This is a genomic window from Marinobacter sp. tcs-11 (assembly GCF_002049515.1).
Classification (GTDB): domain Bacteria; phylum Pseudomonadota; class Gammaproteobacteria; order Pseudomonadales; family Oleiphilaceae; genus Marinobacter; species Marinobacter nauticus.
Genome location: NZ_LLYU01000006.1, coordinates 148,980 through 172,785, shown reverse-complemented (window position 1 = coordinate 172,785; position 23,806 = coordinate 148,980). Strand labels below are relative to the sequence as shown.

The 23,806-nt window shown below is 59.2% G+C and carries 24 protein-coding genes; 15 read left to right on the top strand and 9 right to left on the bottom strand.

The window, feature by feature from the left end:
• Positions 1-14: 14 nt before the first annotated feature.
• Positions 15-1,541, bottom strand: coding sequence for a DEAD/DEAH box helicase (locus tag ARC85_RS09205; protein ID WP_022991977.1), 1,527 nt, complete (start codon positions 1,539-1,541; stop codon positions 15-17).
• 198 nt (positions 1,542-1,739) lie between these two features.
• Here ARC85_RS09205 and ARC85_RS09200 point away from each other — a divergent pair, with 198 nt between their 5' ends.
• Complete coding sequence (locus ARC85_RS09200; protein ID WP_113879824.1) at positions 1,740-2,528, top strand: acyl-CoA thioesterase; 789 nt, start codon at positions 1,740-1,742, stop codon at positions 2,526-2,528.
• An 18-nt stretch (positions 2,529-2,546) separates the two neighbouring features.
• Here the strand turns inward: ARC85_RS09200 and ARC85_RS09195 are convergent, their stop codons facing one another.
• From ARC85_RS09195 to ARC85_RS09185, 3 genes are all read right to left on the bottom strand, one after another.
• A complete protein-coding gene (locus ARC85_RS09195; protein ID WP_014420652.1) occupies positions 2,547-3,446 on the bottom strand; it encodes a haloalkane dehalogenase in 900 nt (299 codons plus the stop codon).
• A 122-nt stretch (positions 3,447-3,568) separates the two neighbouring features.
• Positions 3,569-3,817 carry a hypothetical protein gene (locus ARC85_RS09190; RefSeq protein WP_011785886.1) on the bottom strand — a complete coding sequence of 83 codons (249 nt, stop codon included), beginning with the start codon at positions 3,815-3,817 and terminating at the stop codon, positions 3,569-3,571.
• 98 nt (positions 3,818-3,915) lie between these two features.
• Positions 3,916-4,266, bottom strand: a complete 351-nt coding sequence (locus ARC85_RS09185; protein ID WP_014420653.1) for a hypothetical protein — start codon at positions 4,264-4,266, stop codon at positions 3,916-3,918.
• A 130-nt stretch (positions 4,267-4,396) separates the two neighbouring features.
• Between ARC85_RS09185 and ARC85_RS09180 the strand changes: the two genes are divergently transcribed.
• Both ARC85_RS09180 and ARC85_RS09175 read left to right on the top strand, forming a co-directional pair.
• Positions 4,397-5,488, top strand: a complete 1,092-nt coding sequence (locus ARC85_RS09180; protein WP_022991975.1) for an AI-2E family transporter — start codon at positions 4,397-4,399, stop codon at positions 5,486-5,488.
• Positions 5,489-5,595: 107 nt separating this feature from the next.
• Positions 5,596-6,006 (top strand): peptidoglycan-binding domain-containing protein, encoded by a 411-nt coding sequence (locus tag ARC85_RS09175; protein ID WP_022991974.1) that lies wholly within the window; start codon positions 5,596-5,598, stop codon positions 6,004-6,006.
• A gap of 68 nt (positions 6,007-6,074) precedes the next feature.
• Here ARC85_RS09175 and ilvD read toward each other — a convergent pair whose 3' ends face one another.
• Complete coding sequence (ilvD, locus tag ARC85_RS09170; RefSeq protein WP_023008900.1) at positions 6,075-7,910, bottom strand: dihydroxy-acid dehydratase; 1,836 nt, start codon at positions 7,908-7,910, stop codon at positions 6,075-6,077.
• 153 nt (positions 7,911-8,063) lie between these two features.
• Between ilvD and ARC85_RS09165 the strand changes: the two genes are divergently transcribed.
• Together ARC85_RS09165 and ARC85_RS09160 are read left to right on the top strand one after the other, a co-directional pair.
• Positions 8,064-9,317: an HDOD domain-containing protein gene (locus ARC85_RS09165; protein ID WP_014420656.1), complete on the top strand. Its 1,254-nt coding sequence runs from the start codon at positions 8,064-8,066 to the stop codon at positions 9,315-9,317.
• 44 nt (positions 9,318-9,361) lie between these two features.
• Complete coding sequence (locus ARC85_RS09160) at positions 9,362-9,943, top strand: LON peptidase substrate-binding domain-containing protein (protein WP_014420657.1); 582 nt, start codon at positions 9,362-9,364, stop codon at positions 9,941-9,943.
• Between the two features lie 3 nt (positions 9,944-9,946).
• Here the strand turns inward: ARC85_RS09160 and ARC85_RS09155 are convergent, their stop codons facing one another.
• Genes ARC85_RS09155 through ARC85_RS09145 form a run of 3 tightly spaced genes read right to left on the bottom strand, consistent with a single transcriptional unit; the run spans position 9,947 to position 13,412 of the window.
• Entirely contained in the window at positions 9,947-11,398 is a 1,452-nt protein-coding gene (locus ARC85_RS09155; RefSeq protein WP_113879825.1) for a bifunctional DedA family/phosphatase PAP2 family protein, read from the bottom strand.
• Positions 11,395-12,393, bottom strand: coding sequence for a GGDEF domain-containing protein (locus ARC85_RS09150; RefSeq protein ID WP_011785878.1), 999 nt, complete (start codon positions 12,391-12,393; stop codon positions 11,395-11,397). Before ARC85_RS09150 ends, ARC85_RS09155 begins: the two co-directional genes overlap by 4 nt.
• Entirely contained in the window at positions 12,390-13,412 is a 1,023-nt protein-coding gene (locus tag ARC85_RS09145) for a GGDEF domain-containing protein (RefSeq protein WP_041656405.1), read from the bottom strand. The genes ARC85_RS09150 and ARC85_RS09145 overlap by 4 nt, the downstream gene beginning before the upstream one ends.
• A 136-nt stretch (positions 13,413-13,548) precedes the next feature.
• Here ARC85_RS09145 and ARC85_RS09140 point away from each other — a divergent pair, with 136 nt between their 5' ends.
• The 10 genes from ARC85_RS09140 (at position 13,549) to lipB (ending at position 22,597) form a co-directional block, all read left to right on the top strand.
• Positions 13,549-14,805: a glutamate-5-semialdehyde dehydrogenase gene (locus tag ARC85_RS09140; protein ID WP_011785876.1), complete on the top strand. Its 1,257-nt coding sequence runs from the start codon at positions 13,549-13,551 to the stop codon at positions 14,803-14,805.
• Positions 14,806-14,809: 4 nt separating this feature from the next.
• A complete protein-coding gene (gene nadD, locus ARC85_RS09135; protein WP_011785875.1) occupies positions 14,810-15,460 on the top strand; it encodes a nicotinate-nucleotide adenylyltransferase in 651 nt (216 codons plus the stop codon).
• 93 nt (positions 15,461-15,553) lie between these two features.
• Positions 15,554-15,904 carry a ribosome silencing factor gene (gene rsfS, locus ARC85_RS09130; RefSeq protein ID WP_011785874.1) on the top strand — a complete coding sequence of 117 codons (351 nt, stop codon included), beginning with the start codon at positions 15,554-15,556 and terminating at the stop codon, positions 15,902-15,904.
• Between the two features lie 2 nt (positions 15,905-15,906).
• A complete protein-coding gene (gene rlmH / locus ARC85_RS09125) occupies positions 15,907-16,377 on the top strand; it encodes a 23S rRNA (pseudouridine(1915)-N(3))-methyltransferase RlmH (RefSeq protein ID WP_113879826.1) in 471 nt (156 codons plus the stop codon).
• A gap of 8 nt (positions 16,378-16,385) precedes the next feature.
• Positions 16,386-18,284, top strand: a complete 1,899-nt coding sequence (gene mrdA / locus ARC85_RS09120) for a penicillin-binding protein 2 (RefSeq protein ID WP_023008895.1) — start codon at positions 16,386-16,388, stop codon at positions 18,282-18,284.
• Positions 18,284-19,426 (top strand): rod shape-determining protein RodA, encoded by a 1,143-nt coding sequence (gene rodA / locus ARC85_RS09115; protein WP_113879827.1) that lies wholly within the window; start codon positions 18,284-18,286, stop codon positions 19,424-19,426. Before mrdA ends, rodA begins: the two co-directional genes overlap by 1 nt.
• 110 nt (positions 19,427-19,536) lie before the next feature.
• The gene (locus ARC85_RS09110) at positions 19,537-20,424 is read left to right on the top strand and encodes a septal ring lytic transglycosylase RlpA family protein (RefSeq protein WP_113879828.1); all 888 of its coding nucleotides are present in this window, start codon (positions 19,537-19,539) and stop codon (positions 20,422-20,424) included.
• Between the two features lie 57 nt (positions 20,425-20,481).
• The gene (locus ARC85_RS09105; protein WP_374730291.1) at positions 20,482-21,645 is read left to right on the top strand and encodes a D-alanyl-D-alanine carboxypeptidase family protein; all 1,164 of its coding nucleotides are present in this window, start codon (positions 20,482-20,484) and stop codon (positions 21,643-21,645) included.
• Between the two features lie 32 nt (positions 21,646-21,677).
• A complete protein-coding gene (locus tag ARC85_RS09100) occupies positions 21,678-21,956 on the top strand; it encodes an HP0495 family protein (RefSeq protein ID WP_370228928.1) in 279 nt (92 codons plus the stop codon).
• Positions 21,957-21,958: 2 nt separating this feature from the next.
• A complete protein-coding gene (gene lipB, locus ARC85_RS09095; protein WP_113879830.1) occupies positions 21,959-22,597 on the top strand; it encodes a lipoyl(octanoyl) transferase LipB in 639 nt (212 codons plus the stop codon).
• Here lipB and ARC85_RS09090 read toward each other — a convergent pair.
• Entirely contained in the window at positions 22,585-23,679 is a 1,095-nt protein-coding gene (locus ARC85_RS09090) for a GGDEF domain-containing protein (RefSeq protein WP_113879831.1), read from the bottom strand. The genes lipB and ARC85_RS09090 overlap by 13 nt on opposite strands.
• Between the last annotated feature and the right edge of the window lie 127 nt (positions 23,680-23,806).

Below are 23,806 nucleotides of genomic sequence, written 5' to 3'. Positions count from 1 at the left end.
TAGCCAATCAGGCCTCAGCGCGGCGCGCGCTTGGGGCCTTTTCCTGCAGGTTTGCCGCCCTTGCCGGCGGGCTTGCCACCTTTCGGCCCGCTCTTGCGGAAGCCGGGTTTGCCATCCTTGCTGAACTTCTTGCCAGGGCCGCCTTTGCGGAAACCGCCTTTGCCTGGTGGCGGGCCTTTACGGTCCCGGCGGGGCGCGGCGGAAATCTCCGGCAGTGCTTCCGGCTGTTCCAGCGGCAGAGAGTCTGGCTGGGAAGCTTCCAGCAGGCAAGCCATGGCGCCGGCGATGGCGGCCATGTCCATATCGTTACGCTCGGCGATCTCATCCAGCAGGGCGATGGCCTTGGCAGCGCGAGGATCGTCGGTGAAGCCCAGCAGTTGCGCCTCAAACTGCTCTACCCGCATTTTCTGCAGGGCGGCAGGTGACGGCAACTGGTAAGGTTCCATCGGGGAGTTGGTGGCCCGCTCCAGAGTGCGCAGCCAGCTGCGCTCACGCGGAGTCACCAGCAGGATAGCCTTGCCGGTACGGCCGGCACGGCCAGTACGGCCAACCCGGTGGATGTACGCCTCGGTGTCGTAGGGCACGTCGTAGTTGATAACGTGAGTAATCCGGGGCACGTCCAGACCACGGGCGGCGACGTCGGTGGCAATGATGATGTCTTTCTTGCCACGCTTGAGGTCTTCAACGGTCTGTTCGCGTTGGCGTTGGTTCAGGTCGCCGCTCAGGGGCGCCACAGCGTGGCCGCGTGCGGACAGTTTTTCTGCCAGCATGGTGGTTTCGGCCTTGGTGCGCACGAAAATGATCGAGGCGTCAAAAGGCTCCACTTCCAGAATGCGGGTCAGCGCATCCAGCTTGCGCTCGGCGTAGACCGGCAGCACAAACTGAGCGATGCGTTCAACCGTGCGGGTTTCGCTCTCGATTCTTACTTCGGTAGCGTTTTTCAGGTAAGTCTGCGCCACTTTCTTGATCTGTGGCGGCATGGTGGCCGAGAAGAGCGCGCGCTGGCAGGTGTCCGGCGTCTTCGCCAGGATGGCTTCCACGTCATCAATGAAGCCCATGCGCAGCATTTCGTCGGCTTCGTCCAGTACCAGTGCCTTCAGGCCGTCCAGCTTCAGGGTGCCCTTGCGCAGATGGTCGAGCATGCGGCCAGGTGTGCCCACAATAACCTGGGCGCCACGCTTGAGGCCGCGAATCTGTGGTGAGAAATCCTGGCCACCGTAAATTGGCAGAACATGAAAATTGCGGAACTTGCTGGCGTAGGTGGTGAACGCTTCCGCGACCTGAATCGCCAGCTCCCGGGTAGGGGCCAGCACCAGAATCTGTGGCTCGGCCACGTTAGCATCAATCCGGCTCAGCAATGGCAGGGCGAAGGCTGCGGTCTTGCCGGTGCCTGTCTGGGCGACGCCCAACAGGTGGTTGCCGGCCAGCAGAGCAGGGATGGATTGCGCCTGGATGGGCGACGGGGTTTCATAGCCAACGGCGGAGACGGCTTCCAGTACTGCTGGATCCAGCCCCAGTTCGGCAAAAGACAATTCTGACATGAATGTACTCGGTATTCGGAGGGTATCGCACTGCAAAGGCAATGCATGATTTTGGCGCATTATAGTCTGTTTGGGGTGGTTTTTATACGACTATTGCCAGGCAATCGATAGGTAGTTGCCGGGGCCGGCCTATTGTCAGGCTTCGACAAGTGGTGCAGTCTTACCGGTTTGCAGGCTAATGAACAGGATCTAAAACAAATGACGTTCGATGACCTTCTCGGTGATGTCCGGAATAACTGCGAAGTGGTGATACCGTCAGACTGGGGCCAGGGACGTGCCACGTTCGGCGGCCTGGTCGCGGCCCTGGTGTTTGAGGTGATGGCATCAAAAGTGGCGGATGATCGCGCCATGCGGGCTCTTCAGGTGTCTTTTGTCGGCCCCGTAGAGCCGGATGTGCCGGCCCGTGTTGAGGCCGAAGTCCTGCGTGAAGGCAAGGCAGTATCCCAGGTCCAGGGACGGATCCTTCAGAATGGCGAGCCCCGCCTTGTCTGTCTGGCCAGTTTCGGGGGAGACCGTGAGTCTGCTGTCCGAGTGGCGCCGACATCGGCGCCGGAAGCGGTGCCGGTAGAGCAATGTCAGTCACTTCCGTATATCCCGAAAGTGACGCCGGAGTTTACCCGTCATGTCGAAATGCGCTGGGCGTTTGGCCATATGCCATTCTCCGGTAAGGGCGGGCGCGAAATGGGGGGCTGGATGAAGTTCCGGGAAGCCCCGGAGACTATGACCGACGCCCACATTGTTGCTCTGGTAGATGCCTGGCCACCGGCGCTGTTGCCGCATCTCAAGGGGCCGGCGCCAGCCAGTTCCCTGAGCTGGGCGCTGGAGATTGTCCATCCCCGGCCTGCCATGAAGCCGGATGACTGGCTGCTGTACCGGGCAACCATCGACCAGGCTGGCGCCGGATATGGTCACACTCATGCTGGTATCTGGACTCCGGCCGGTGAACTGGTGGCCCTGAGCCGGCAAACGGTTACAGTCTTCGGCTGAGTGAGGCGGGCCTGGCTATCAGGCCGCCATCTCGGCTTTGAGCGCGTCCAGAATGACCCGGGCAAACTGTCGGGGGGAATCTTCCTGCAGGAAATGTCCGCCGTTGAGGGTGATATGGGGCTGGCCGAAGGCTCCGGGGATTCGCCGCTGCATATAACGGTCGCCACCCCGGGTAATCGGGTCGCCGCTGCTGAAGCAGGTGATAAAGGGTTTGCGCCATTTTTCCAGCACGCGCCAGGCTTCCCGGTTGGCGGCGCTGGCCGGGTCGTTGGGTGAGGTTGGCACCAGTGCCGGGAACGCCCGGGCACCGGCTTTGTAATCCGGTGTCGGGAAGGGCGCCTCGTAGGCGGCTATTTCGGCCGGGCTTAGTGACCGTTCGGTACCAAGCTGGACAATCCGGCCTATCGGAAACCAGGGGCTATGGCTGGCAAACGCCTTCCAGAGTCTGAAGACGGCCGGTACCCGGGTGTCCCCCGTTGGCAGCATGCCGTTGCCGACAATGATCCGGCTGAACCGACGATGATGCTCTGCCGCCAGCCTTAATCCCAGCAGTGAGCCCCAGTTCTGACACACCAGCGTGACGTTGGTCAGGTCCAGTGTTTCAAGCCAGTGGGTCAGCCAGCGCATGTGGCTGTCATAACTGTAGTCGCTGACATCGGCGGGTTTGTCTGACTTGCCAAAACCAATCAGATCGGGCGCCAGCACCCGATGGCCCGCTTCGGCGACAAGCGGAATCATGTGCCGGTAGAGATAGGACCAGGATGGCTCCCCGTGAAGCATCACCACTGGGTCTGCGTGGGCGGGCCCTTCGTCTACATAGTGCATCCGAAGACCTGGCTCAACATCCAGATAGTGTGCTGAAAAGGGGTAATCCGGGAGGCCTGCGAAGCGGGCTTCGTCGGTTCTCAGAATACGCATGCCATCGACTGTCCTGACTGAGTGGTTGCGTGATTATCGGTACGACAATCGTCGAAGGTCAGGATAAATCAGATGGGAATTTTGTGTGTTTGAGTTGCGTAACAGAGCGTTGCCAGTTTGAATCAGGATGCGATGTCAAACAGGCGTTCTGGGTTTTCCACCTGGGCCAGAGCCTCGTCGCAGCAGTTCACCGCGCCGCAATCGTCCGCGGAGCACAGGCCGATGGTGTTGCACTCAATGGCCTGATGGGCGTCGCCCTGGTTACGGAAAATTCTGGCGCGGGAGAGAATGGAATGGCAATGCCCGCACAACAGGGTGGGCACGGCGCTCCCCTGGGCCAGGATGGCAGTGTAATGGTTGTTGTCTGTCATAGTTATCCTCCTGATCAGATCACAGTAAGGGCGAAGTGTGACATTTCAAAGTCAGTCCGGGCCTGGGCCCTGCACTTCGGCTTCCGCAGTTGTACGTATCAGGCGTCAGGATCGACCAACGGCCGGCGGTTGGAGCGCTTGTCCTCCCAGTCGAGTTGCTTGGGGTCGTACCAGCCAAGTCCGTCCAGAACCCGTTGGCGAGTGTATTCAGACAGCGTGGGCCAGAGCTCCTGGAAATCCTCCAGGCCGCGATCCCGCAATCGTTGCTGCTTGCCACTCAGGCGGCTGATGGTTCTGGGCAGGTGCAGGGCCTCGCCCAACTGGCCGGGCACGAGTACCTCCTGGCCCATCACCTTGCGACGATGGGTTCGGGCTGCCAGCACTTTCTGCAGTTCCAGTGCGGCCTCCAGCGCGCTCTCCACGGTAAAGTTGTCTGCTTCCAACCACATAACCTGTATTGTTGGCTGATTGATAACCAACCACTATAACGCGAACCCCACTACACTGGCCACGCTATCGTGGTAGTCTGCTTTCCCTATCAGCCCCGATGGGCATGTTCTGGACAGGAATTGTTTAACTATGTACGCAAAACTTGAAACACGGACTTTTCTGGCGATGCTGCTCGGTGTGTCGCTTGCGTTCATTCTGTTGATGAAGCCGTTCTTTGGCCCGATCTTCTGGGCGGTGGCCATTGCGCTGATTTTCCATCCGGTGCAGCAGTTGCTGGTACGCAGACTTGGCGACCGGCCGACACTAAACGCCCTGATTACACTGTTCGTGTGTATGGTGATCGTGGTGATTCCAGTGCTGGTACTGGGCGCGGCGCTGATCGCGGAAGGTATGGGGATCTACCAGAAGATCCAGGCCGGAGAGATCCGGCCGGGGGAATACATTGATCAGGTTAACCAGTCGTTTCCTGCCATCCAGGCCTTTCTGGCCCAGTTTGACATCAATTTTGCGGATCTGAGGGACCGCGCCGTTAATGCCTTTCTGGGGGGGAGTCAATTTCTGGCCAAGCAGGCCCTGGGCATCGGGCAGAACACCTTTCAGTTCTTTCTGGGGCTGGCTCTGATGGTTTACCTGGCCTTTTTCCTGATCCGTGATGGCCAGAAACTGATAGAGCTGATGATTCGCGCCTTGCCGCTGGGTGATGAGCGTGAGCGCCTGTTGTTTGCCAAATTCGCGGAAGTCACCCGTGCCACGGTCAAGGGTAACCTGCTGATCGCCATCATTCAGGGTGCGCTTGGTGGCATAATCTTCTGGATACTTGGCATTACCGGAGCCTTGCTGTGGGGGGTGGTCATGGCCATCGTCTCATTGCTGCCAGCCGTCGGGGCTGCGATTGTCTGGGTGCCGGCGGCCATCTATCTGGCTGCCGTGGGGGACATTGTGCCGGCCATCATTCTGACCGCCTATGGGGTGGTCGTGATTGGTCTGGCGGATAACCTGCTCCGGCCTGTGCTGGTAGGGCGGGACACCAAAATGCCGGACTATCTCGTGCTTTTGTCCACCCTGGGCGGCATTGTTATGTTCGGCATCAATGGTTTTGTCATGGGTCCGCTGGTGGCGGCGCTTTTCATGGCGTTCTGGGGCATTTTTATCCGTGAATTTGGCCAGTATCACTATGCCGATCCGGCAAATCCCGAGAATGGTCCGGCCCGCGAAGATTAAATTATGTTATGGTCTAGGAAGCGCTGATACGTAGAGGAAGGCGCCACACTATAAAAACAGAACAGCAGATGTCACAGAGATATCCAGGAGTAGATCAGGTGAGAACCATGAAAACAGTCACCCGTCACATCGGCAGGACGGCGCTGGCGGTCGGAACGGTCGCCCTGCTGGGTCTGGCACCCGTTGCCCAGGCCAATGAAGTGGTCGCGCTCAAGCACGCGCTTTATGGCGCCGGTTACGACATCACCAATGTCAGCCCGAGCATGGATGACAAGACCAGGGCGGAACTGACCCGCTTCCAGAAAGACAACGGCCTTGAGGCAACCGGTATTCTGAACGAGGAAACCGAGCGTGCTCTGGGGCTGATCACCGTGCAGCAGGCGGCCGCTGATGCGGGCCAGTCTGCGCCGGCGGCAACTGCGCAGGCGGCACCGGCAGAACCGGCTCCAGCTGAGACCGAGTCTTCTGCCGAAGACACCATCGAAGAAGACGAAGATGGTGGCTGGTCGCTCTGGTAAACGCCAGTCCCCGGATAAAAAAAAAGCCCGCAAGGCAAACACTTTGCGGGCTTTTTTGTGGTCCAGATTCAGTCCAGCTTGCTCAAATCCCGAACCGCACCTTTATCGGCACTGGTGGCCAGCAGTGCGTAGGCTTTGAGGGCGGCGGATACCTTCCGGTCCCTCGGTAACTCCGGTTTCCAGCCCCTGGCGTCGCGTGCTTCCCGTCGCTGTGCCAGTTCTTCCTTACTGACCTGAACATTGATAGATCGGTTGGGGATGTCGATCAGAATGGTATCGCCATCCTCAATCAGACCAATCGCGCCACCGGCAGCAGCTTCCGGCGAAGCATGGCCGATGGAGAGCCCTGAAGTTCCGCCGGAGAACCGGCCATCGGTCAGCAGTGCACAGTCCTTGCCCAGCCCCTTGGATTTCAGGTAGCTGGTCGGGTAGAGCATTTCCTGCATTCCTGGACCGCCTTTGGGCCCTTCGTACCGAATGATCACCACATCACCGGCCTTGACCTCGTCACCCAGAATGCCGGCCACGGCGGAATCCTGGCTTTCGAAGACCCGGGCCTTGCCCTCGAAGACGTAGATGCTTTCATCAACGCCCGCGGTTTTCACCACGCAGCCATCCTGGGCGATATTGCCATACAGTACCGCCAGACCGCCTTCTGAAGAATAAGCGTGTTCCACGGAGCGGATGCAGCCGTCTTCACGGTCGCCATCGAGGCTTGGCCAGCGGGTGCTCTGGCTGAAGGCTGTCTGAGTCGGAATACCGGCGGGGCCGGCTTTGTAGAATTCGATCACTTCGGGTGTTGGCGAGCGCATGATGTCCCAGGTTTCCAGGGCTTCACGCATGGTTTTGCTGTGAGCCGTGGGCAGGTCGACGTTGATCAGGCCGCCGCGCTCCAGTTCACCCAGAATGCCCATGATGCCGCCGGCGCGGTGCACGTCTTCCATGTGGTACTTGGGGGAGTTGGGAGCAACCTTACACAGCTGCGGAACCTTGCGGGACAAGCGATCGATATCGGCCATGGAGAATTCAACACCGCCCTCCTGGGCCGCAGCCAACAGGTGCAGGATGGTGTTGGTGGAGCCGCCCATGGCAATGTCCATGGTCATGGCGTTCTCGAATGCTTCCACGGAGGCGATGCTGCGCGGCAGAACGCTGGCATCGTTCTGCTCGTAATAGCGTTTGGCATTCTCCACAATCTGGCGACCGGCTTTCAGGAACAGCTGTTCCCGGTCGGCATGGGTGGCCAGCATGGAGCCATTGCCGGGCAGGGCCAGGCCGATGGCTTCGGTCAGACAGTTCATGGAATTGGCGGTGAACATGCCGGAGCAGGAACCGCACGTGGGGCAGGCGCTGCGTTCGTATTCCTCGACCATCTCATCGGTCGCCGTTGGATCGGCGGCGATGACCATGGCATCCACCAGGTCGAGCTTGTGTTCAGAAAGCTTGGTTTTTCCGGCTTCCATCGGGCCGCCGGAAACAAAAATGGTGGGAATGTTCAGGCGCATGGCGGCCATTAGCATGCCCGGGGTAATCTTGTCGCAATTGGAGATGCACACCAGCGCATCGGCGCAGTGGGCGTTGACCATGTATTCCACCGAGTCGGCGATGATTTCCCGCGACGGCAGGGAGTAAAGCATGCCATCGTGCCCCATGGCGATACCATCATCTACAGCAATGGTGTTGAACTCTTTGGCAACACCGCCGGCCGCTTCGATCTCGCGGCAAACCAGCTGGCCCAGGTCTTTCAGGTGAACGTGCCCGGGCACAAACTGGGTAAAGGAGTTGGCAACGGCGATGATGGGTTTGCCGAAGTCCTCGTTCTTCATGCCGGTGGCACGCCAGAGGGCGCGGGCACCGGCCATATTGCGGCCGGCGGTAGAAGTGTGGGAACGATACTGGGGCATGGTAGGCGGTTCTCTCCCTAGGTTATCGGATAAAGTGAAAGACCAGAGGATAACAGATTCGACGCCGCTCGCATGGCTGTTTTCCCGAGTGGTGATTACAATACGTAACATGTGATGCCCGTTTATTATCCAGCAGTTCAGGGGAGTCTGCCTATGGGCGGCCAGGAAAGCCTGCCATTACGTCGTCTTAAAAGTTTTCAGCCTTTGGGCCGTCTGACTGACGATCAGCTTGTGTTGTTGGCCAGCCGGGCTGAGCGCAGAACCCACGGACCAGGGCAGAGGGTCATGGAACGGGGCGTTCGGGATGGTCTGGATTATTTTCTGATTTCCGGCGCTGTGGAGCTGCAATCGGTTGATGGTCGTAAGTCGACCATTGAGGCTGAGACCGACAAAGCTCTCAATCCAGTAGCCCGTCTGCAGCCCCGGATGTATGACGTTACTGCGGTCAAACCCTGCGAGTTTCTGGTGATCGAGCAGGAAGTGCTGAACCAGATGCTGAGGGCGGCGCCCATTTCCCAGGTGGAAATGGACTCGTCCGATCACGACGAAGATCAGAGCGAAGAGCACCATCTGTTGATGGAGTTCTACTCTGAGCTGCGGTCCAATCAGGTCCAGCTGCCGAGTGTGCCGGATGTGGCCTGGAAAGTCCGGCGGGTGGTGGACCGGGAGGACTCGTCGGCCACCGAGGTCGCTTCTGCGGTGTCGGCAGACCCGGCCATGGCGGCCAAGCTGGTACGTTCCTGCAACAGTCCGCTCTATCGCGGTTTCAGCGATGTCCGCAATGTGCGTGAGGCCGTGGTTCGTCTGGGCATGCGAACCACCCGGCAATTAGTGACGGTGTTCGCCATGCGCGAGGTGTTCAAGACCCGTCGGGCGCCATTGCAGAAAGAAATGGAGCAGCTATGGCGCCATTCCCGGGAGGTGGCCGCGCTGTGCTGGGTGCTGGCGGACCACGCCACACGCATTGATCCTGAGGAAGCCTTACTGGCGGGGTTGCTGCATGATATCGGGGTGGTTCCTGTACTGGTGCAGGCCGAGCACCACGTCAATCTGTTCGCCGATGACAGAAACCTGCACCATGCCATCGACGAACTCCGCGCCGATGTCGGGTGCGCGGTACTTGAGAACTGGGCGTTCCCGAAAGCCTTCGTGGAGGCGGTGCGCCATGCGGAAGACTGGCATCATGAGTGCCGGGAAACTGCGCCCCAACTGGTTGACGTGGTGATTGTTGCCCAACTGCATTCGATGATTGGCTCCAGCCAGAATGAGGGGCTTCCAGCCTTTGATCAGGTGCCGGCATGGCGCCGGCTGGGGGAGCTGGAACTGAATGCTTCCAGAAGTCTGCAACTGCTGAGTGAGGCCCGGGAACGGGTGGATGAAGTGCAGAAGCTTCTTTCGATTCGATAGACCAAGCCGCAGCAGGAGCCTGGCCAGTAGTGACTGAAAAACTTATGAACGTACCGCTGTTTCCATTGAATTCAATCATACTCCCCGGGGGGCGAATCCCCCTGCAGCTGTTCGAGCCCCGTTATATCGACATGCTCACCCGTTGCCTGAAGGAAGATCGCGGCTTTGTGGTGGTTTTGTTGCGGGAAGGTGCCGAGACCGAAGCCCGGGCCTCGTTCTACGACATGGGTACCTACGTCCGGATCATCGACTTCCAGCAACTGGATAACGGTTTGCTGGGTATCACCGTTGAGGGAGATTGCAAGGTTTCCGTCGTCCGTAGCTGGCAGCAGGAGGATGGCCTCAATGTCGGCGATGTGGAGTGCCTGATTGCCGAGGCCGAGAGCGATGTGCCGGAACGCTACCATGAGTTGCCCTCGGTTTTGCGGGCACTGTTCCGGCATCCGGTGGTCAAGGATCTGGAAATGGATGTGGATTATGACGATGCCCGCCATATTGGCTGGAGGCTGACCGAATTGCTGCCGCTGGATAAGCAGGAAAAACAGCGGCTGGCGGAATTACAGGATCCGCTTGAACGGCTTGACCGACTGCAACAGTTGCTGGAAGCGCTGGAACAGGGCGGCTGACGGTTATAGCTGAGGGGCGTAACTCACCACGGCAGTTTCCCAGTTACCCATCATGTACATGGCCACGAAAGCCAGCCAGCCGATTCCGGCGGCCCAGGTCAAGCTGTCCGGGCTCAGCGCCACCCTGTCATATCGGCTGTAACTGGCCCGTGTCGCACCGGTGATCGCGAGCCCCAGAAACAGGCCTCCAAGCACATCCGTGAACCAGTGCACGCCGAGATACAGTCGGCTCAGGGCTACCGGCAGCAAGGGTAGTGACAGAAACAGGTAATGTTGCCAGCGCTGGTGTTTGCGGTTTTCGCCCGCGACGAAGCTGGCTGCCAGGGTAACCAGCACGGTCATACCGGCCGTATGCCCACTGGGGTAAGCGCCGGAGCTTGGTGCCGAGAGCACCTGATCTGGCCGGCTGATGCCGATACCTGCTTTCAGCAGCCAAACGCTGATCCCGGTGATGGCTGCTGCAGTGGCAATATGAATGGCGGCTGCGTAGTAGCCCCGGAACGCCAGCAACAGAACGGCAAACACGGCGGCAGCGAACAGGACCGGGGGATCTCCCAGCAAGGTGAACGCTACCATCGGGAGATCCAGCAGGGGTTGGCGCAGAGCGCCGAACCATTGCAGCACTTGCTGGTTCATAAAGGCCAGCTCACCACTGACTCCGACCAACTGTGCCAGCCCAAGAAACAATGCGAGCGAGGTGGCCGTCATTAGCAGTGAGGGCAGAGGAAATTCCCCCTGCTGAGCCGGCCGCTCGCTGCTGTACAGACGCCAGAACCGGTGTGTTGCGTCGTATTGACTCATCCGGGATTCCAGCCATTGATAGAGCCAGCTCCCTTCACCAACGCCGAGCCGAATCCGCAAAACAATCAGATAGACAACCACCAGCGCCGCACCACTGATCGCAAGTACCAGATAGAAATGGGGTGGGGGTTTGATCTCGCTGCCCATAGCCGAGCCTACGAAAAATCCCGGCAGGATATACACCAGGGCCCAGCCCGTGGCTGATAGCAGATTGAAGGTGAGAAAGCGCTGCCAGGACATGGTCAGCGCACCGGCAATCAGGGGAATGACCGGGCGTATCGGCCCAACGAAACGGCCAATGACCACGCTTTTTCCTCCGTGGGCGCGAAAAAAGCTCTCTCCGCGGGCAATGAGCCCCGGGTATCGACTGAATGGCCAGACGGTATTCAGACGCCCCTTGAACAGGCGGCCGATGGCGAAGCTGATCGCATCCCCCGCCACGGCGCCAAGGCCGGCCCACAGCAGGGCGTCGGACAGGGGCAGGCCGCTCTTGCCGGCGAGCGCGGCAAATGCGAACAGTAAAGCCACTCCGGGCACGATGATGCCGGCCACCGCCAGCGATTCTATCAGCGCGGTCAGGAACAGGGCGGCAATCAGCCAGCCCGGATTGGCGGCGACCCAGGAAGTAACGTCGGTGAGCCAGGTCGCGGTCATGCCTTGACGGGCTCTCCCGGGCTGAACCAGGCAGAATCCGCACCCCGCTTCCGGGCTTCGAGCATGGCGGTGACTGCGCGGTCACGCAATGAATGGGTGCTGGTGTCGCCGTTGCCCCGGGTGGTGCAGCCGAGGCTGACCGAGATCTTGCCAACCTGGGCCCAGTCATGTTCGCTGAGGGTTCTGCGAATGCGCTCTGCGATGACCCGGACCCCTTCCTCCGGCGTAAACGGCAGGATCAGGAAAAACTCCGAGCCGTTGATGCTGTAGAGCGAATCCCCGGCCCGGATGATTTCAAACAGGGTACCTGTAACGTCGCGTAGCAGCGTTTGCAGGCCGGCTTTGCCGTGCAGGTCGCGAATTTCGTCGGCATGGTCGATGTTCAGGCTGACGACCGACAATGGGTGGCCGGTGGCAATGGCACGACTGATTTCCTTCTGCAGTGTCTCATCCAGAAAACGGGCGTTATGGGCTCCGGTGGCGGGGTCGGTAATGGCAAGATCCTGGGCCGATTGCGCCATATGGTCGTAGTGCCAGATATACAGGGCGGTCACTGCCAGCAGTGCTATAAGGCCGGCTGTCGTCATCAGGGCAGTGTCTATGGATGTCGACAGCCAGGTGACAGCCAGCACCGGCACCAGCAGCATCGCTGAGAGCATTAGTCCATGCCGCAGGGGCAAAATCAGCAGGTTCAGCGAAAGCAAAGGCATGGCCCAGTGGCTGATGCCCGGGGCATCCATTGTCAGTACCGCTGCAACCAGACCACTGTTAAGGCCGGCGAGAATGACCAGGTGGCCGGGCGCGGAGAGCTGCTGGCGACGGCATAGCCAGGTATAGACCAGGCCGGCAACCAGTAAGGCGGTCATGGCCAGGGCCAGATAGAACAGCTGGTAAAAGCCGTAACGCAGGTTCTGCAGTGCCAGCGCGGCGGTGAACAGCGCCGCCAGGCCGTAGCCAAAGGCGTGGGTCCAGGTTCGGAGTCGGGTCTCGGTCATTGCGTTGCCTCCCTGCCGGAAGGTTCAGTCAGTCCGCTGGCCTCTGGGGGTACCGGGTTGCTGTAGGTCTGGGTCCGGTTACCGCCCTGCTGTTGGGCGCGCCGCAGGGCGTTGGCAACGCTCTGTTGCAGGCTGTCGGCATCGTCGCCGATATTGAGCCCGGCCACGCCGGTACTGACCGTAAGCTTAAGGCCGTGCGAATCCATCAGCGTGCACAGGCCGCGGCGAACCTGTTCTGCAGTGCGGGCTGCCTCGGCAGTATTGGCGCCGGGGAGAATCACCAGAAACTGAAGGTCGGCCACCCGGTAATAGGTATCGAAATCTCGAAGCTGAGAGTGCAGGTAGCGGCCGATGCGTGGCAGAATCGCGCGAATGTCTTCGTCCGGATCGACGTCGCTCAGGTGAGTATCCAGCCCGATCATCATCACCGACATGTTGGTGCCTTCCCGCTCGCTGCGCTGTATTTCCTTGTGCAGGTCAGCTGACAGGTATTCCCGGCTGGCTGCCTGGGTAAGCTCATCGGTACGGCGCAGGGGCGCAAGCTGCCGGGATTTGTACTCGCGCATGAACACCAGAATTGCACCCAGGAGCGTGGTCAGTACCAGTGCCGTCATCATCTGGTGCCGGTCCGGGAGGGCTATCGCCCACTGGGTTCCGGCTAGCACCAGGAAAATGAAGATGACAGTAACAATGGCTGCCAGGTAGACCGGCGCCATGGCGAACAGTACCAGCGGCAGGGCATAGAGCCAGTGGCTGAGTGGCCAGGGGCCCAGCCAGATGGCCGATGCCAGAGCCAGAACGAGGGCTGTCAGAAAGAATGCCCGTAATTGTGGCCAGGGGGCGTTTTGATGTGCTTTGCCCTGATGGGTGCCCGCCAGGCAAAGACCAGCCGCAGCTGCAGCTGCCACGGCCGCCAGCAGTTCCCCCATGAACAGACAGAACCCGGTGGTCAGGCCAAAGGCAATAAACCCGCTGCGGGAAAACTTGCCGGGAAGAAATTTTTCGGCGGTTTGGGGCATTGAGTCTGTCCTTTGCTGGCGCATCCATTTGAACCTGTGCAGCGCTATAATAGTCGTTTGGGGTGCGGACTTGAAACGGGAAAGGTAAAGTAACCCTCCCGTTTTGGAATCAGCTTGCAGAATTAAGGGTAAATCAATGGATGTAGCAGCCTACATGACGGAACTCGGCCAGCAGGCCAGGGCCGCTTCCCGGGAAGTCGCCCGGTCCTCCACTGCCGTGCGGAATCAGGCACTTCTGGCCACCGCCGCCGCCCTGGACGCCGCCAGATCCGAGCTTGCCACGGCTAACAGCAAGGATCTGGAGCGTGGCCGGGAAAACGGACTCGACAGTGCCATGCTGGATCGCCTGGAGCTTACCTCTCAGCGCATCGATGCCATGATTGAGGGTTTGCGCCAGGTGGCTGCGCTCCCGGACCCTGTGGGTGTGATTACCGATATGACCTATCGCCCGTCGGGTATTCAGGTAGGCAAGATGCGGGTGCCACTGGGGGTAATCGGTATCATTTACGAGTCGCGGCCCAATGTCACGGTCGAGGCTGCCAGTCTGTGTCTGAAATCCGGCAATGCGACCATTCTGCGCGGCGGCTCCGAGGCGATCCACTCCAACCAGGCCATTGCCCGTTGTCTCAAACAGGGTCTGAGCGAGGCGGGGTTGCCGGAAACTGCAGTCCAGGTGGTCAGCACTACCGACAGGGCCGCTGTGGGTGAGCTGATTACCATGCCTCAGTTCGTGGACGTGATTGTTCCTCGCGGCGGTAAGGGCCTGATCGAGCGTATCAGTCGGGACGCCCGTGTGCCGGTAATCAAGCATCTGGATGGTGTGTGTCATGTTTACATCGACAGCCATGCCGACCCGGAGAAGGCGCTGAAGGTAGCGGTTAATGCCAAAACCCAGCGTTACGGGACCTGCAATACCATGGAAACCCTGCTGGTTGATGACGAGGTGGCGGAGGACTTGTTGCCGCTGCTGGCGGAACAGTTCCGAAGCAAAACCGTGGAGTTGCGGGGGTGCCGGCGCACCTGTGCCATTCTCGGAGATATTGTCGAAGCCACCGAGGAAGACTGGCACGCGGAATACCTTGCCCCCATTCTGGCGGTGAAGGTGGTTGATGGACTGGATGGTGCCATTGAGCATATCAATCGCTACAGCTCCCAGCACACCGACAGCATTATCACCGAAAACTACACCCGTGCCCGTCGGTTCCTGACGGAGGTGGATTCCAGTTCTGTCATGGTCAATGCCTCAACCCGATTTGCCGATGGCTTCGAGTATGGCCTGGGCGCTGAGATTGGTATTTCCACCGATAAGATCCATGCCCGTGGGCCGGTCGGTCTTGAAGGGCTTACCTCACAGAAGTACGTGGTGTTCGGTGACGGCCATATCCGGACCTGACACCATGCATGTGATCTACGGCGGCACCTTTGACCCGATTCACCACGGTCACCTCCGGCTGGCACTGGAAGTGTCCGAGGCGCTGGAGGTGAGCCGGGTACATCTGGTGCCCAGCCATATCCCTCCGCATCGGGGTAGCACCGGAGCCAGTTCAGCGCAGCGTCTGGAGATGATCCGGCAGGCCATCGCCGGCGAACCCGCGCTGGCGCTGGACGAGCAGGAGGTGCACCGGGGCGGAGCCTCATACACCGCCGATACATTGCGCCAGCTTCGGGCCGAGCTGGGGCCGGATTGTCCTCTGGTGATGGTGGTTGGTACCGACGCTTTCTCATCGTTTGACCGCTGGCGCGAGTGGCAGGAGATCCCCGGGCTTGCCCATATCGTGGTGGTGCGCCGCCCCGGCTCGGAACTGCCGGTGGGCAGCGAGGCAGCGCAGCTGGTAGCAGAGCGCTGTGTGGGTTCAGCTTCGGAGCTGCATTCGCGGCCGGCGGGCCTGGTACTGGAGCTGGCGCCGCCATTGCTGGACATTTCCGCCACTGGTATTCGACGGCGTATCGCGGCGGGTCGGTCGCCACGCTACCTCACACCGGATGATGTCTGCCAGAGTATCCGCGCCTGGGGGCTCTACGGTGCCCGGCCCGTTGAGGGCCAATAGGAGTTATTCACAGGCGTCTTTGATGCTACAATCGCGTCTGAATATCATTGATCGGGTGGCCATACCGGCCAGTACCCGTACTACAGGGTAATTATGCAGGCTGAACAACTGAAAGATCTGGTCGTTAACGCACTGGAAAATATCAAGGCTCAGGACATTAGTGTGATTGATGTTCGCGACCGCACCAGCGTGACCGATTTTATGGTTCTGGCATCCGGTACCTCCAACCGACATGTAAAATCCCTCGCGGATTCGGTGGTGATCGAGGCCAAAGAGCAGGGTGTACGTGCATCCAACGTTGAAGGTGAAGGCGGCAGTGACTGGATCCTGGTTGATCTGGGTGACGTGGTTGTTCACGTGATGATGCCTGCTACCCGGGAGTTCTACGATCTGGAGCGCTTCTGGCGTGATGCTCCGGATCTCGGTGCTGCGGGCAGCGAGTAGTCATGCGCCTGCGTCTGATCTGTGTGGGGCAGAAAATGCCCGACTGGGTCACTGCGGGGTACAACGACTACGCTCGCCGGATGCCGCCCGAGCTGCCCCTTGAACTGACAGAAATCCCCATGGCCCACCGGGGCAAAAATCCCGACATCTCCCGACTGATGCAGCGGGAAAGCGACGCTATCCTGTCTGCAGCAGGCACCCGTGACCGCGTGGTGGCTCTGGAGGTGGGTGGGCGCCCCTGGTCAACGGAAAAACTCGCCTCACAGCTGGAAAACTGGCAACAGGACGGCCGGGATGTCGCTTTTCTGGTCGGCGGCCCCGACGGCTTGGCGGATGCCTGTCGACAGCGGGCGGATCAGCAATGGTCACTGTCGCCTCTTACCTTGCCCCACCCTCTGGTGAGAATCCTCTTGGCTGAGCAACTCTACCGGGCCTGGACCATCACCCGTAACCACCCTTACCACCGGGCCTAGGAACAGACATGGTCTGGGGCGAACTGAAAAATACCGCAGCGGAGCGCCGGCTGTTCCAGCGCCGGGCCATGGTGATGCTGGTATTCGTCCTGGTGCTGATGACCGGGTTGCTGGCGCGGATGTACCAGTTACAGATCGTTGAGCACGAGATATATACCACACTGTCTGACAAAAACCGGGTTCAGGTACAGTCGGTACCGCCACCCCGAGGTCTGGTGTACGACCGGAATAACGTTCTGCTGGCGGAGAATCGCCCGGTATTCAGCCTGACGGTGGTGCCGGAGCGCGTTGGCGACATGGATGCAACCCTGGCGCGCCTGAGCGACATCCTGAGTATTGCCGATGAAGATCTGGAACGATTCCAGCGCCGACTGCGGGAGCCGCGACGTCCGTTCCAGGCGATCCCCTTGAGTTACGATCTCGACGAAGCCGAAATTGCCCGCATGGCAGTGCACCGGCATCAGTTTCCCGGGGTGGAAGTTGAGGCCGAACTGGTTCGCTACTATCCCCATAGCGAGCTGACCGCCCATGCCCTGGGGTTTGTCGGCCGTATCAATCGCGACGAACTCCAGCGTATCGATCCGGTCAATTACGCGGGGACCAACTACATCGGCAAATCCGGCATTGAGCGTTTCTACGAGGAGGCGCTTCACGGTCAGGTGGGCTACCAGCATGTAGAAACCAACGCCCGTGGCCGGATCTTGCGGGTGCTTGAGCGAGTAAATCCTGTTCCGGGCGAAGACCTCCAGCTCCATCTTGATTTGCGGCTCCAGCGTCGGGCGCATGAGCTGATGGAGGGCAGGCGAGGTGCGATCATTGCTATCGAACCCAAGACCGGCGGGATTCTGGCGCTTGCCAGTGTGCCCGGTTTTGATGCCAATAAATTTGTGACCGGTATCAGTGTCAATGATTATCGCGAATTGAGTCAGAGTATCGATAAGCCATTGTTTAACAGGGCGCTCCGTGGCCAGTACCCCCCTGCGTCGACCATCAAGCCCATGATGGCTGTTGCAGCGCTGGACAGCGGCGCAACGGATAAAGACCGTAGAATCTGGGACCCGGGATACTTCCAGCTCCGTGAGGGCGGGAGGCGTTTTCGGAACTGGAATCGCTCTGGTGATGGCTGGGTGGATCTGAAGTACTCGATGGCGAGATCCAATGATGTTTACTTTTACGCAGTGGGCGTTGATATGGGGGTGGATGTCATGTCTTCCTATCTGGCCCGGTTCGGCTTTGGTGAGGATGCCACCCTGGATGTGTCCGGTGCTTTGACCGGGTTGTTGCCGACCGCAGACTGGAAAAGGGCCGTGAGAAATGAACCCTGGTATCCCGGAGACTCAGTCAACATGAGCATTGGGCAGGGTTTTTTGCTGGCAACGCCCATGCAACTGGCAACGGCTACAGCATTGATTGCCAATCGCGGAGCCTGGGTTGAGCCCAGGTTGCTTAAGGATGTTCACGGCGACAGTCCAGTGGAGGAATTTCTGCCGGAGCAGACGCATGAACAGCTTGAACTGAAGGATCCTGACGATTGGGAATATGTCGTCGATACCATGGAAGAAGTGATGCATGGTGCCCGGGGGACGGGTCGAAGCGCTGGTCGAGGCGCAAGCTACCGAATGGCTGGAAAAACGGGCACGGCCCAGGTATTCAGTCTTGGTCAGGATGAGGAGTACGACGAAGAGCAGATAAGGGAACGGCTTCGGGACCACGCGCTGTTTGTCGGGTTTGCGCCAGCGGATGACCCCAAGATCGCAGTGGCGGTTATCGTTGAAAATGGTGGCAGTGGCAGCGGCGCCGCGGCTCCGGTTGCCCGCGCCTTGTTTGATGCCTGGCTGGAGGAGTTTCCGGCGGAGCAGGCAGAACCTGTGATCAGCGATTCCAGCGCGGCCGGGGGAGACAACTGATGGCCGGCAGCAAATTGTGGAGCAGTCAGACTAGCAGCGATCTGGGGCGCAACCGCAGTATCTGGTCAGCGTTGCATCTGGACCCGATTCTCCTGGGGCTTCTGTTGTTGCTCGTCGGTGGCGGCCTTTTTGTGCTTTACAGTGGTGCTGACCGGAATATTGATGTGGTCAAGGCACAGGGTATTCGCCTGGGCGTTGCCTTTGTGGTGATGTTCGTATTCGCTCAGTTGGATCCGGCGGTCTTTCGCCGATGGGCGCCCTGGCTCTACGGCTTGGGACTGATCGGGCTGGTCGCCGTGTTGTTGGTGGGTGTTGGCGCCAAAGGGGCGCAACGCTGGCTGGCGTTGCCTGGCCTGCCCCGGTTTCAGCCTTCCGAGTTCATGAAGCTGGTGGTGCCGATGATGGCAGCCTGGTATCTGTCTCGTTATTACCTGCCACCGACCTTCCCCAGGGTGATGACGGGGCTGGTGATCGTTCTGCTGCCGATGTTCCTGATCATCCAGCAACCGGATCTCGGTACCTCCTTGCTGGTCGGCATGGCCGGCATTTTCGTGGTGTTTTTTGCCGGTATCAGCTGGAAGTTGATTGCCGCGTTCCTCGCCATGGTCTCGGTTTCTGCCCCGCTGATGTGGTTCTTCGTCATGCGGGAATATCAGAAGCAGCGGGTATTGACGCTGTTGGACCCTCAAAGTGATCCGCTCGGAGCCGGCTGGAACATTATCCAGTCGAAAACCGCGATCGGTTCCGGCGGTATGGAGGGCAAGGGCTGGTTGCAGGGTACCCAGTCACACCTGGAGTTTTTGCCGGAAAGCCACACCGACTTTATTGTCGCGGTGCTGGCAGAGGAGTTCGGTTTTATCGGTATGTTGCTGCTGTTGACGGTGTACTTCCTGATTATCCTGCGTTGTCTCTATATCTCGGTTACCGCCCAGGACTCCTTTAGCCGGTTGGTGGCCGGAGCGCTGACGATGACGTTCTTTATCTATATCTTCGTCAACATTGGAATGGTGAGCGGCCTGTTGCCAGTGGTCGGTGTGCCTTTGCCGTTGATCAGCTATGGCGGCACCTCAAGTGTCACTTTGATGGCGGCGTTCGGCGTGCTGATGTCGATTCACACCCATCGCCGGATGATCACCGCCTGAACCAGTAATGATGGCTGCCCGGTAATGGTGTATACACAAGGGAACCCGTTACAATGTTGCTGGTCAGTAATGGCGGTATCAATACACAGGTTTTGGGGTAGTGAACAGACATGGTCAAGGTCTCTGACAAACGGATTCCCGCACTGGCTTTAGCTGCCTTGCTGGCCGGCTGTGCCAGCAGTCCTGAAGTTGACCACTCGTCACGCTACACCATTAAGCAGGATCGGGCTCCTTCGGGCAGCTTTGACGCCAGTGGCCTGGCCGATGCCACACCCCGTTATGAGCAGCCACGGACGGCTGGCAACAAGTCGCCCTATACGGTCTGGGGCAAGCGCTATCATGTGATGGACAGTAACGACGGCTACGTGCAGCGCGGCACCGCGAGCTGGTATGGCGAGAAGTTTCACGGCCACAAGACCTCCAACGGTGAAGTGTTCGACATGTATGCCATGTCGGCGGCACACAAATCCCTTCGGATTCCGGGTTACGCGCGAGTGACCAATCTCGACAACGGCCGCTCGGTGATTGTCCGTGTGAACGATCGCGGCCCCTTCCACGGGGATCGGCTGATCGATCTGTCCTATGCCGCGGCCAAGAAGCTCGGCTATCAATCCCGTGGTACCGCCAGGGTTGAAGTGGCCGCTATTACGGTGCGTCCGGACGGCGCCATGTTTCTGGCTGGCAAGCCGTTTGATGCCGCTGGCCAGGCTCCGGTGGTTGCCTCACAGGCTTCCAGAACAACAGAGCTGGCCGCCGGTGAGGGGCTGTTTGTCCAGCTCGGCGCATTCAGTCAGCGGGATCCGGCTGAGGCCATGCGCGAGCGTCTGCTGGGAGTGCTGGATAATCCTGTGAGAGTCCGGGAGATCACCACTGATAATGGCCGGTTCCATCGGGTTCAGGTGGGGCCATTCAAGAGCGAGGGCGACGCGCGCTACGCTCAGAACCTTCTGGAATCCAGAGGGTTCCGGCAGTCCATTGTACTGACCGATTCGCACTGAACCGACTGAGTTCAGAACCAACATAAGACAAGCATCTGACGACGAATGAAACTATCCATGGCTTTCAAGACTGTAACTCGAACACTGTTTCTGGTTTTTTCCCTGTTGCTGATGAGCGGGCAGGCCTCGGCGCAGGCGGTACTGATCCCGTCTCCGCCGCAGATTGCCGGTAGCTCCTGGGTATTGATGGATCCGCTCAGTGGTCGTGTGATCATGGAGCACAATAGCAATGAGCGTTTGCCACCGGCGAGTCTGACCAAAATGATGACGGCCTATATTGTCGAGCGCGAGCTGGATGAAGGCCGTATCTCCATGTCGGATATGGTACCTATCAGTGTCAAGGCCTGGCGCACAGAGGGGTCCAGAACCTTCGTGCAGGAGGGCACCTCGGTGTCCGTTGAGGATCTGCTCAAGGGTGTGATTATCCAGTCTGGCAACGATGCGTCTGTGGCGTTGGCCGAGTTTGTGGCCGGCAGTGAAGGGGCTTTCGTGGACATCATGAACCAGCAGGCGCAACTGCTGGGCATGAAAGATACCCACTTCGAAAACGCCACCGGCCTGCCCTCCGCAGACCATTTCTCAACCGCCTACGATCTTGCGGTCCTGGCACGGCATATTATCCAGGACTACCCGGAAAACTACCCGCTGTATGCGCAGAAGCACTTCACCTACAACAATATTCGTCAGCCCAACCGAAACAGCCTGCTATGGCGGGATGACAGCGTTGATGGTTTGAAAACCGGGCACACGGAAGAGGCCGGTTATTGTCTGGTGGCATCGGCCAAGCGGGGTGAGACCCGGCTGATTGCTACGGTTATGGGAACCAGCAGCTCTGAGGCCCGGGCCCAGGAAGTGCAGAAAATGCTCAACTACGGCTTCCGCTACTTTGAAACCGAGCGGCTGTTCCGTGCCGGTCAGGAGCTGATGGCGTCCAGAGTGTGGGGCGGTCAGGCGGATGAGGTGTCGGTAGGCATGCCGGAGGATATCTATGTCACCATTCCCCGTGGCTCCCGCGAGCAACTGGAATCTGTGGTCGACCTTGATTCCGTGATAAAAGCGCCCATTAAGGTGGGAGATGAGCTGGGCCGTGTTCGTGTGGTTCTGGATGGTGAAACCCTGGTGGATGAGCCGGTGCTGGCACTTACCGAAGTGCCTGAAGGCGGTTTGTTCAAGCGCATCTGGGACGCCATCAAGCTGTTTTTTGTTCAACTGTTTAACTGAGGTTGAGGCGCTGTTTGCCTTAGCCGGGAGTAATGTGCGGCATGACTGAGCCGAAAGCACCAAAAATCGAGTTTCCCTGTGACTATGTCATCAAGGTGATTGGCAATGCCGCGCCCGATTTCACCGAATTTGTGGTGGAGGTCGTTGAGCAGCATGCCCCGGGACTGTCTGAAGCGGACATCTCGGTGAACGACAGCAGCAAAGGCCGGTTTTCTTCGGTTCAGCTGAAAATTGTGGCGACCGGTGAAGATCAGCTCAAAGCACTCTTTGAAGAGCTTAAGGCCAGTGGCCGCGTTCACATGGTGCTGTAACGGTGGCTGACCTCATCGTACGGTCACTGGGGCAACAGCCCTACATGGAAACCTGGGAAGCGATGAAATCGTTCACCGCCAACCGGGACGAGGCCACCGTGGATGAGCTCTGGTGCCTGGAGCATCCCAGGGTGTTTACCCAGGGGCAGGCGGGCAAAGCCGAGCATATCCTTCTGCCAGGAGACATTCCGGTAATTCAGGTGGATCGTGGTGGTCAGGTGACCTACCACGGCCCCGGGCAGTTGGTGATCTACCTGCTGATTGATCTGACCCGGCGTAAACTCGGGGTGCGTAACCTGGTCAGTGCCATTGAGCAGGCGATTGTCAGTACCCTGGCCCAAGGCGGCATCGAAGCAGCACCGCGGTCAGATGCGCCGGGTGTCTATGTGAATGGCGCCAAGATTGCGTCCTTGGGTTTGAGGGTCCGCCGGGGCTGCTCCTTCCATGGCCTGGCTTTGAATGTGAACATGGACATGGAACCCTTCTCCCGAATCAACCCTTGTGGCTACGCGGGTATGTCCATGTGCCAAGTCAGTGATTTTGAGGCCGGAGCCTCGGTCTATGACCTGGAACGCCGGCTGGTGAGCGAGCTGGTCGAAGGCCTGGGCCATTGTCAGGTGGAGCAACGTCAGGGCTGGTGAAGCGCCTCAGTAGCCTGACACACGCGATTTCTCCCCAGCGTCTTGGCCTGATACAGCGCCTCATCGGCCCGTTGCAGCAGGCGATCGATCGACTCCGACCCCTGTATACAGGCCACGCCGATGCTGATGGTGGCGGTCACTCGCGTGCCCGCGCAGTCAATGGCCTGGCTCGCCACAGCTGAGCGGATTCGCTCTGCCGTAGCGGCGGCTTCGGTCAGGGCGGTTTCGGGGAGTAGTACCAGAAACTCTTCTCCGCCCCAGCGGGCGATGGTGTCCACCTTGCGGCTCTGGCCGGTCACGGTGCGGGCAACCAACACGATCATGTCGTCGCCCGCCTGGTGACCGTAGCTGTCGTTTACATTCTTGAACAGGTCGATATCCATCAGCAGAACCGAGAAGCTGCGACCGTTACGCAGGTAGCGCTGATACTCTGTTTCCAGTTGTTCCAAACCTTCGCGGCGATTGGCCAGGCTGGTGAGTGCGTCGTGCTTGGCGGCGTACTCGAATTCTGCGGCCAGCCGGATCAAGCCTAGCTTGCTCCGCCGCCGGCTCTGGTCGAGGATGTAGCAAGTGGCCATTTCGAAAGCCAGCACGATGATCATGGAAAGCCGGAAGCTGGTACTGTAGGGCGAGTCAAAAACCATATCCCCCAACGGGCTGAACAGGAATAATACGGCCAGCCATCCGCCCACACAGGCCAGTATGCCTACTCTGGCTTCACTTATGTAGAAGATTATGGGGGGATAGGCGAACAGCCAGATGATGGCCGAGCCGTCTTCAACCGCCTGGATGGCCAGGTAGGTAAACAGAGCGATAATCAGGGTAATGAATGTCCGGCGCTGGAGGGTTTTGTGGCCCAGGCTCAGAAAAACGATCGCATTAATGGCCAGAAGGGCTGCGAAGGCCAGCAGTAGCCGTGAAGTCAACGGGTCGCCGTGGCCGGATGAGCGCCAGGCAAAAAACACAAGCAGCGGCACTGCCGCACAGGTGAGGCCGTTGATCAGGGCCGGTACCGGTATCTCGCCTTTAACGCGAAACTGCGACAGCTCGGCGTCTGGCGTTCTTGAAGCGGGCTGATTCATGTGTGGGTGGTGTTGTTGTAGTTGATAAATATCACAGAAACCCTGTCAACCAATACTAGACCGCTTTGTGATCTGTGACTGTGTCAAAACGTAACCGATGTCACGAACTCTTTTAAATTGGTCGAAG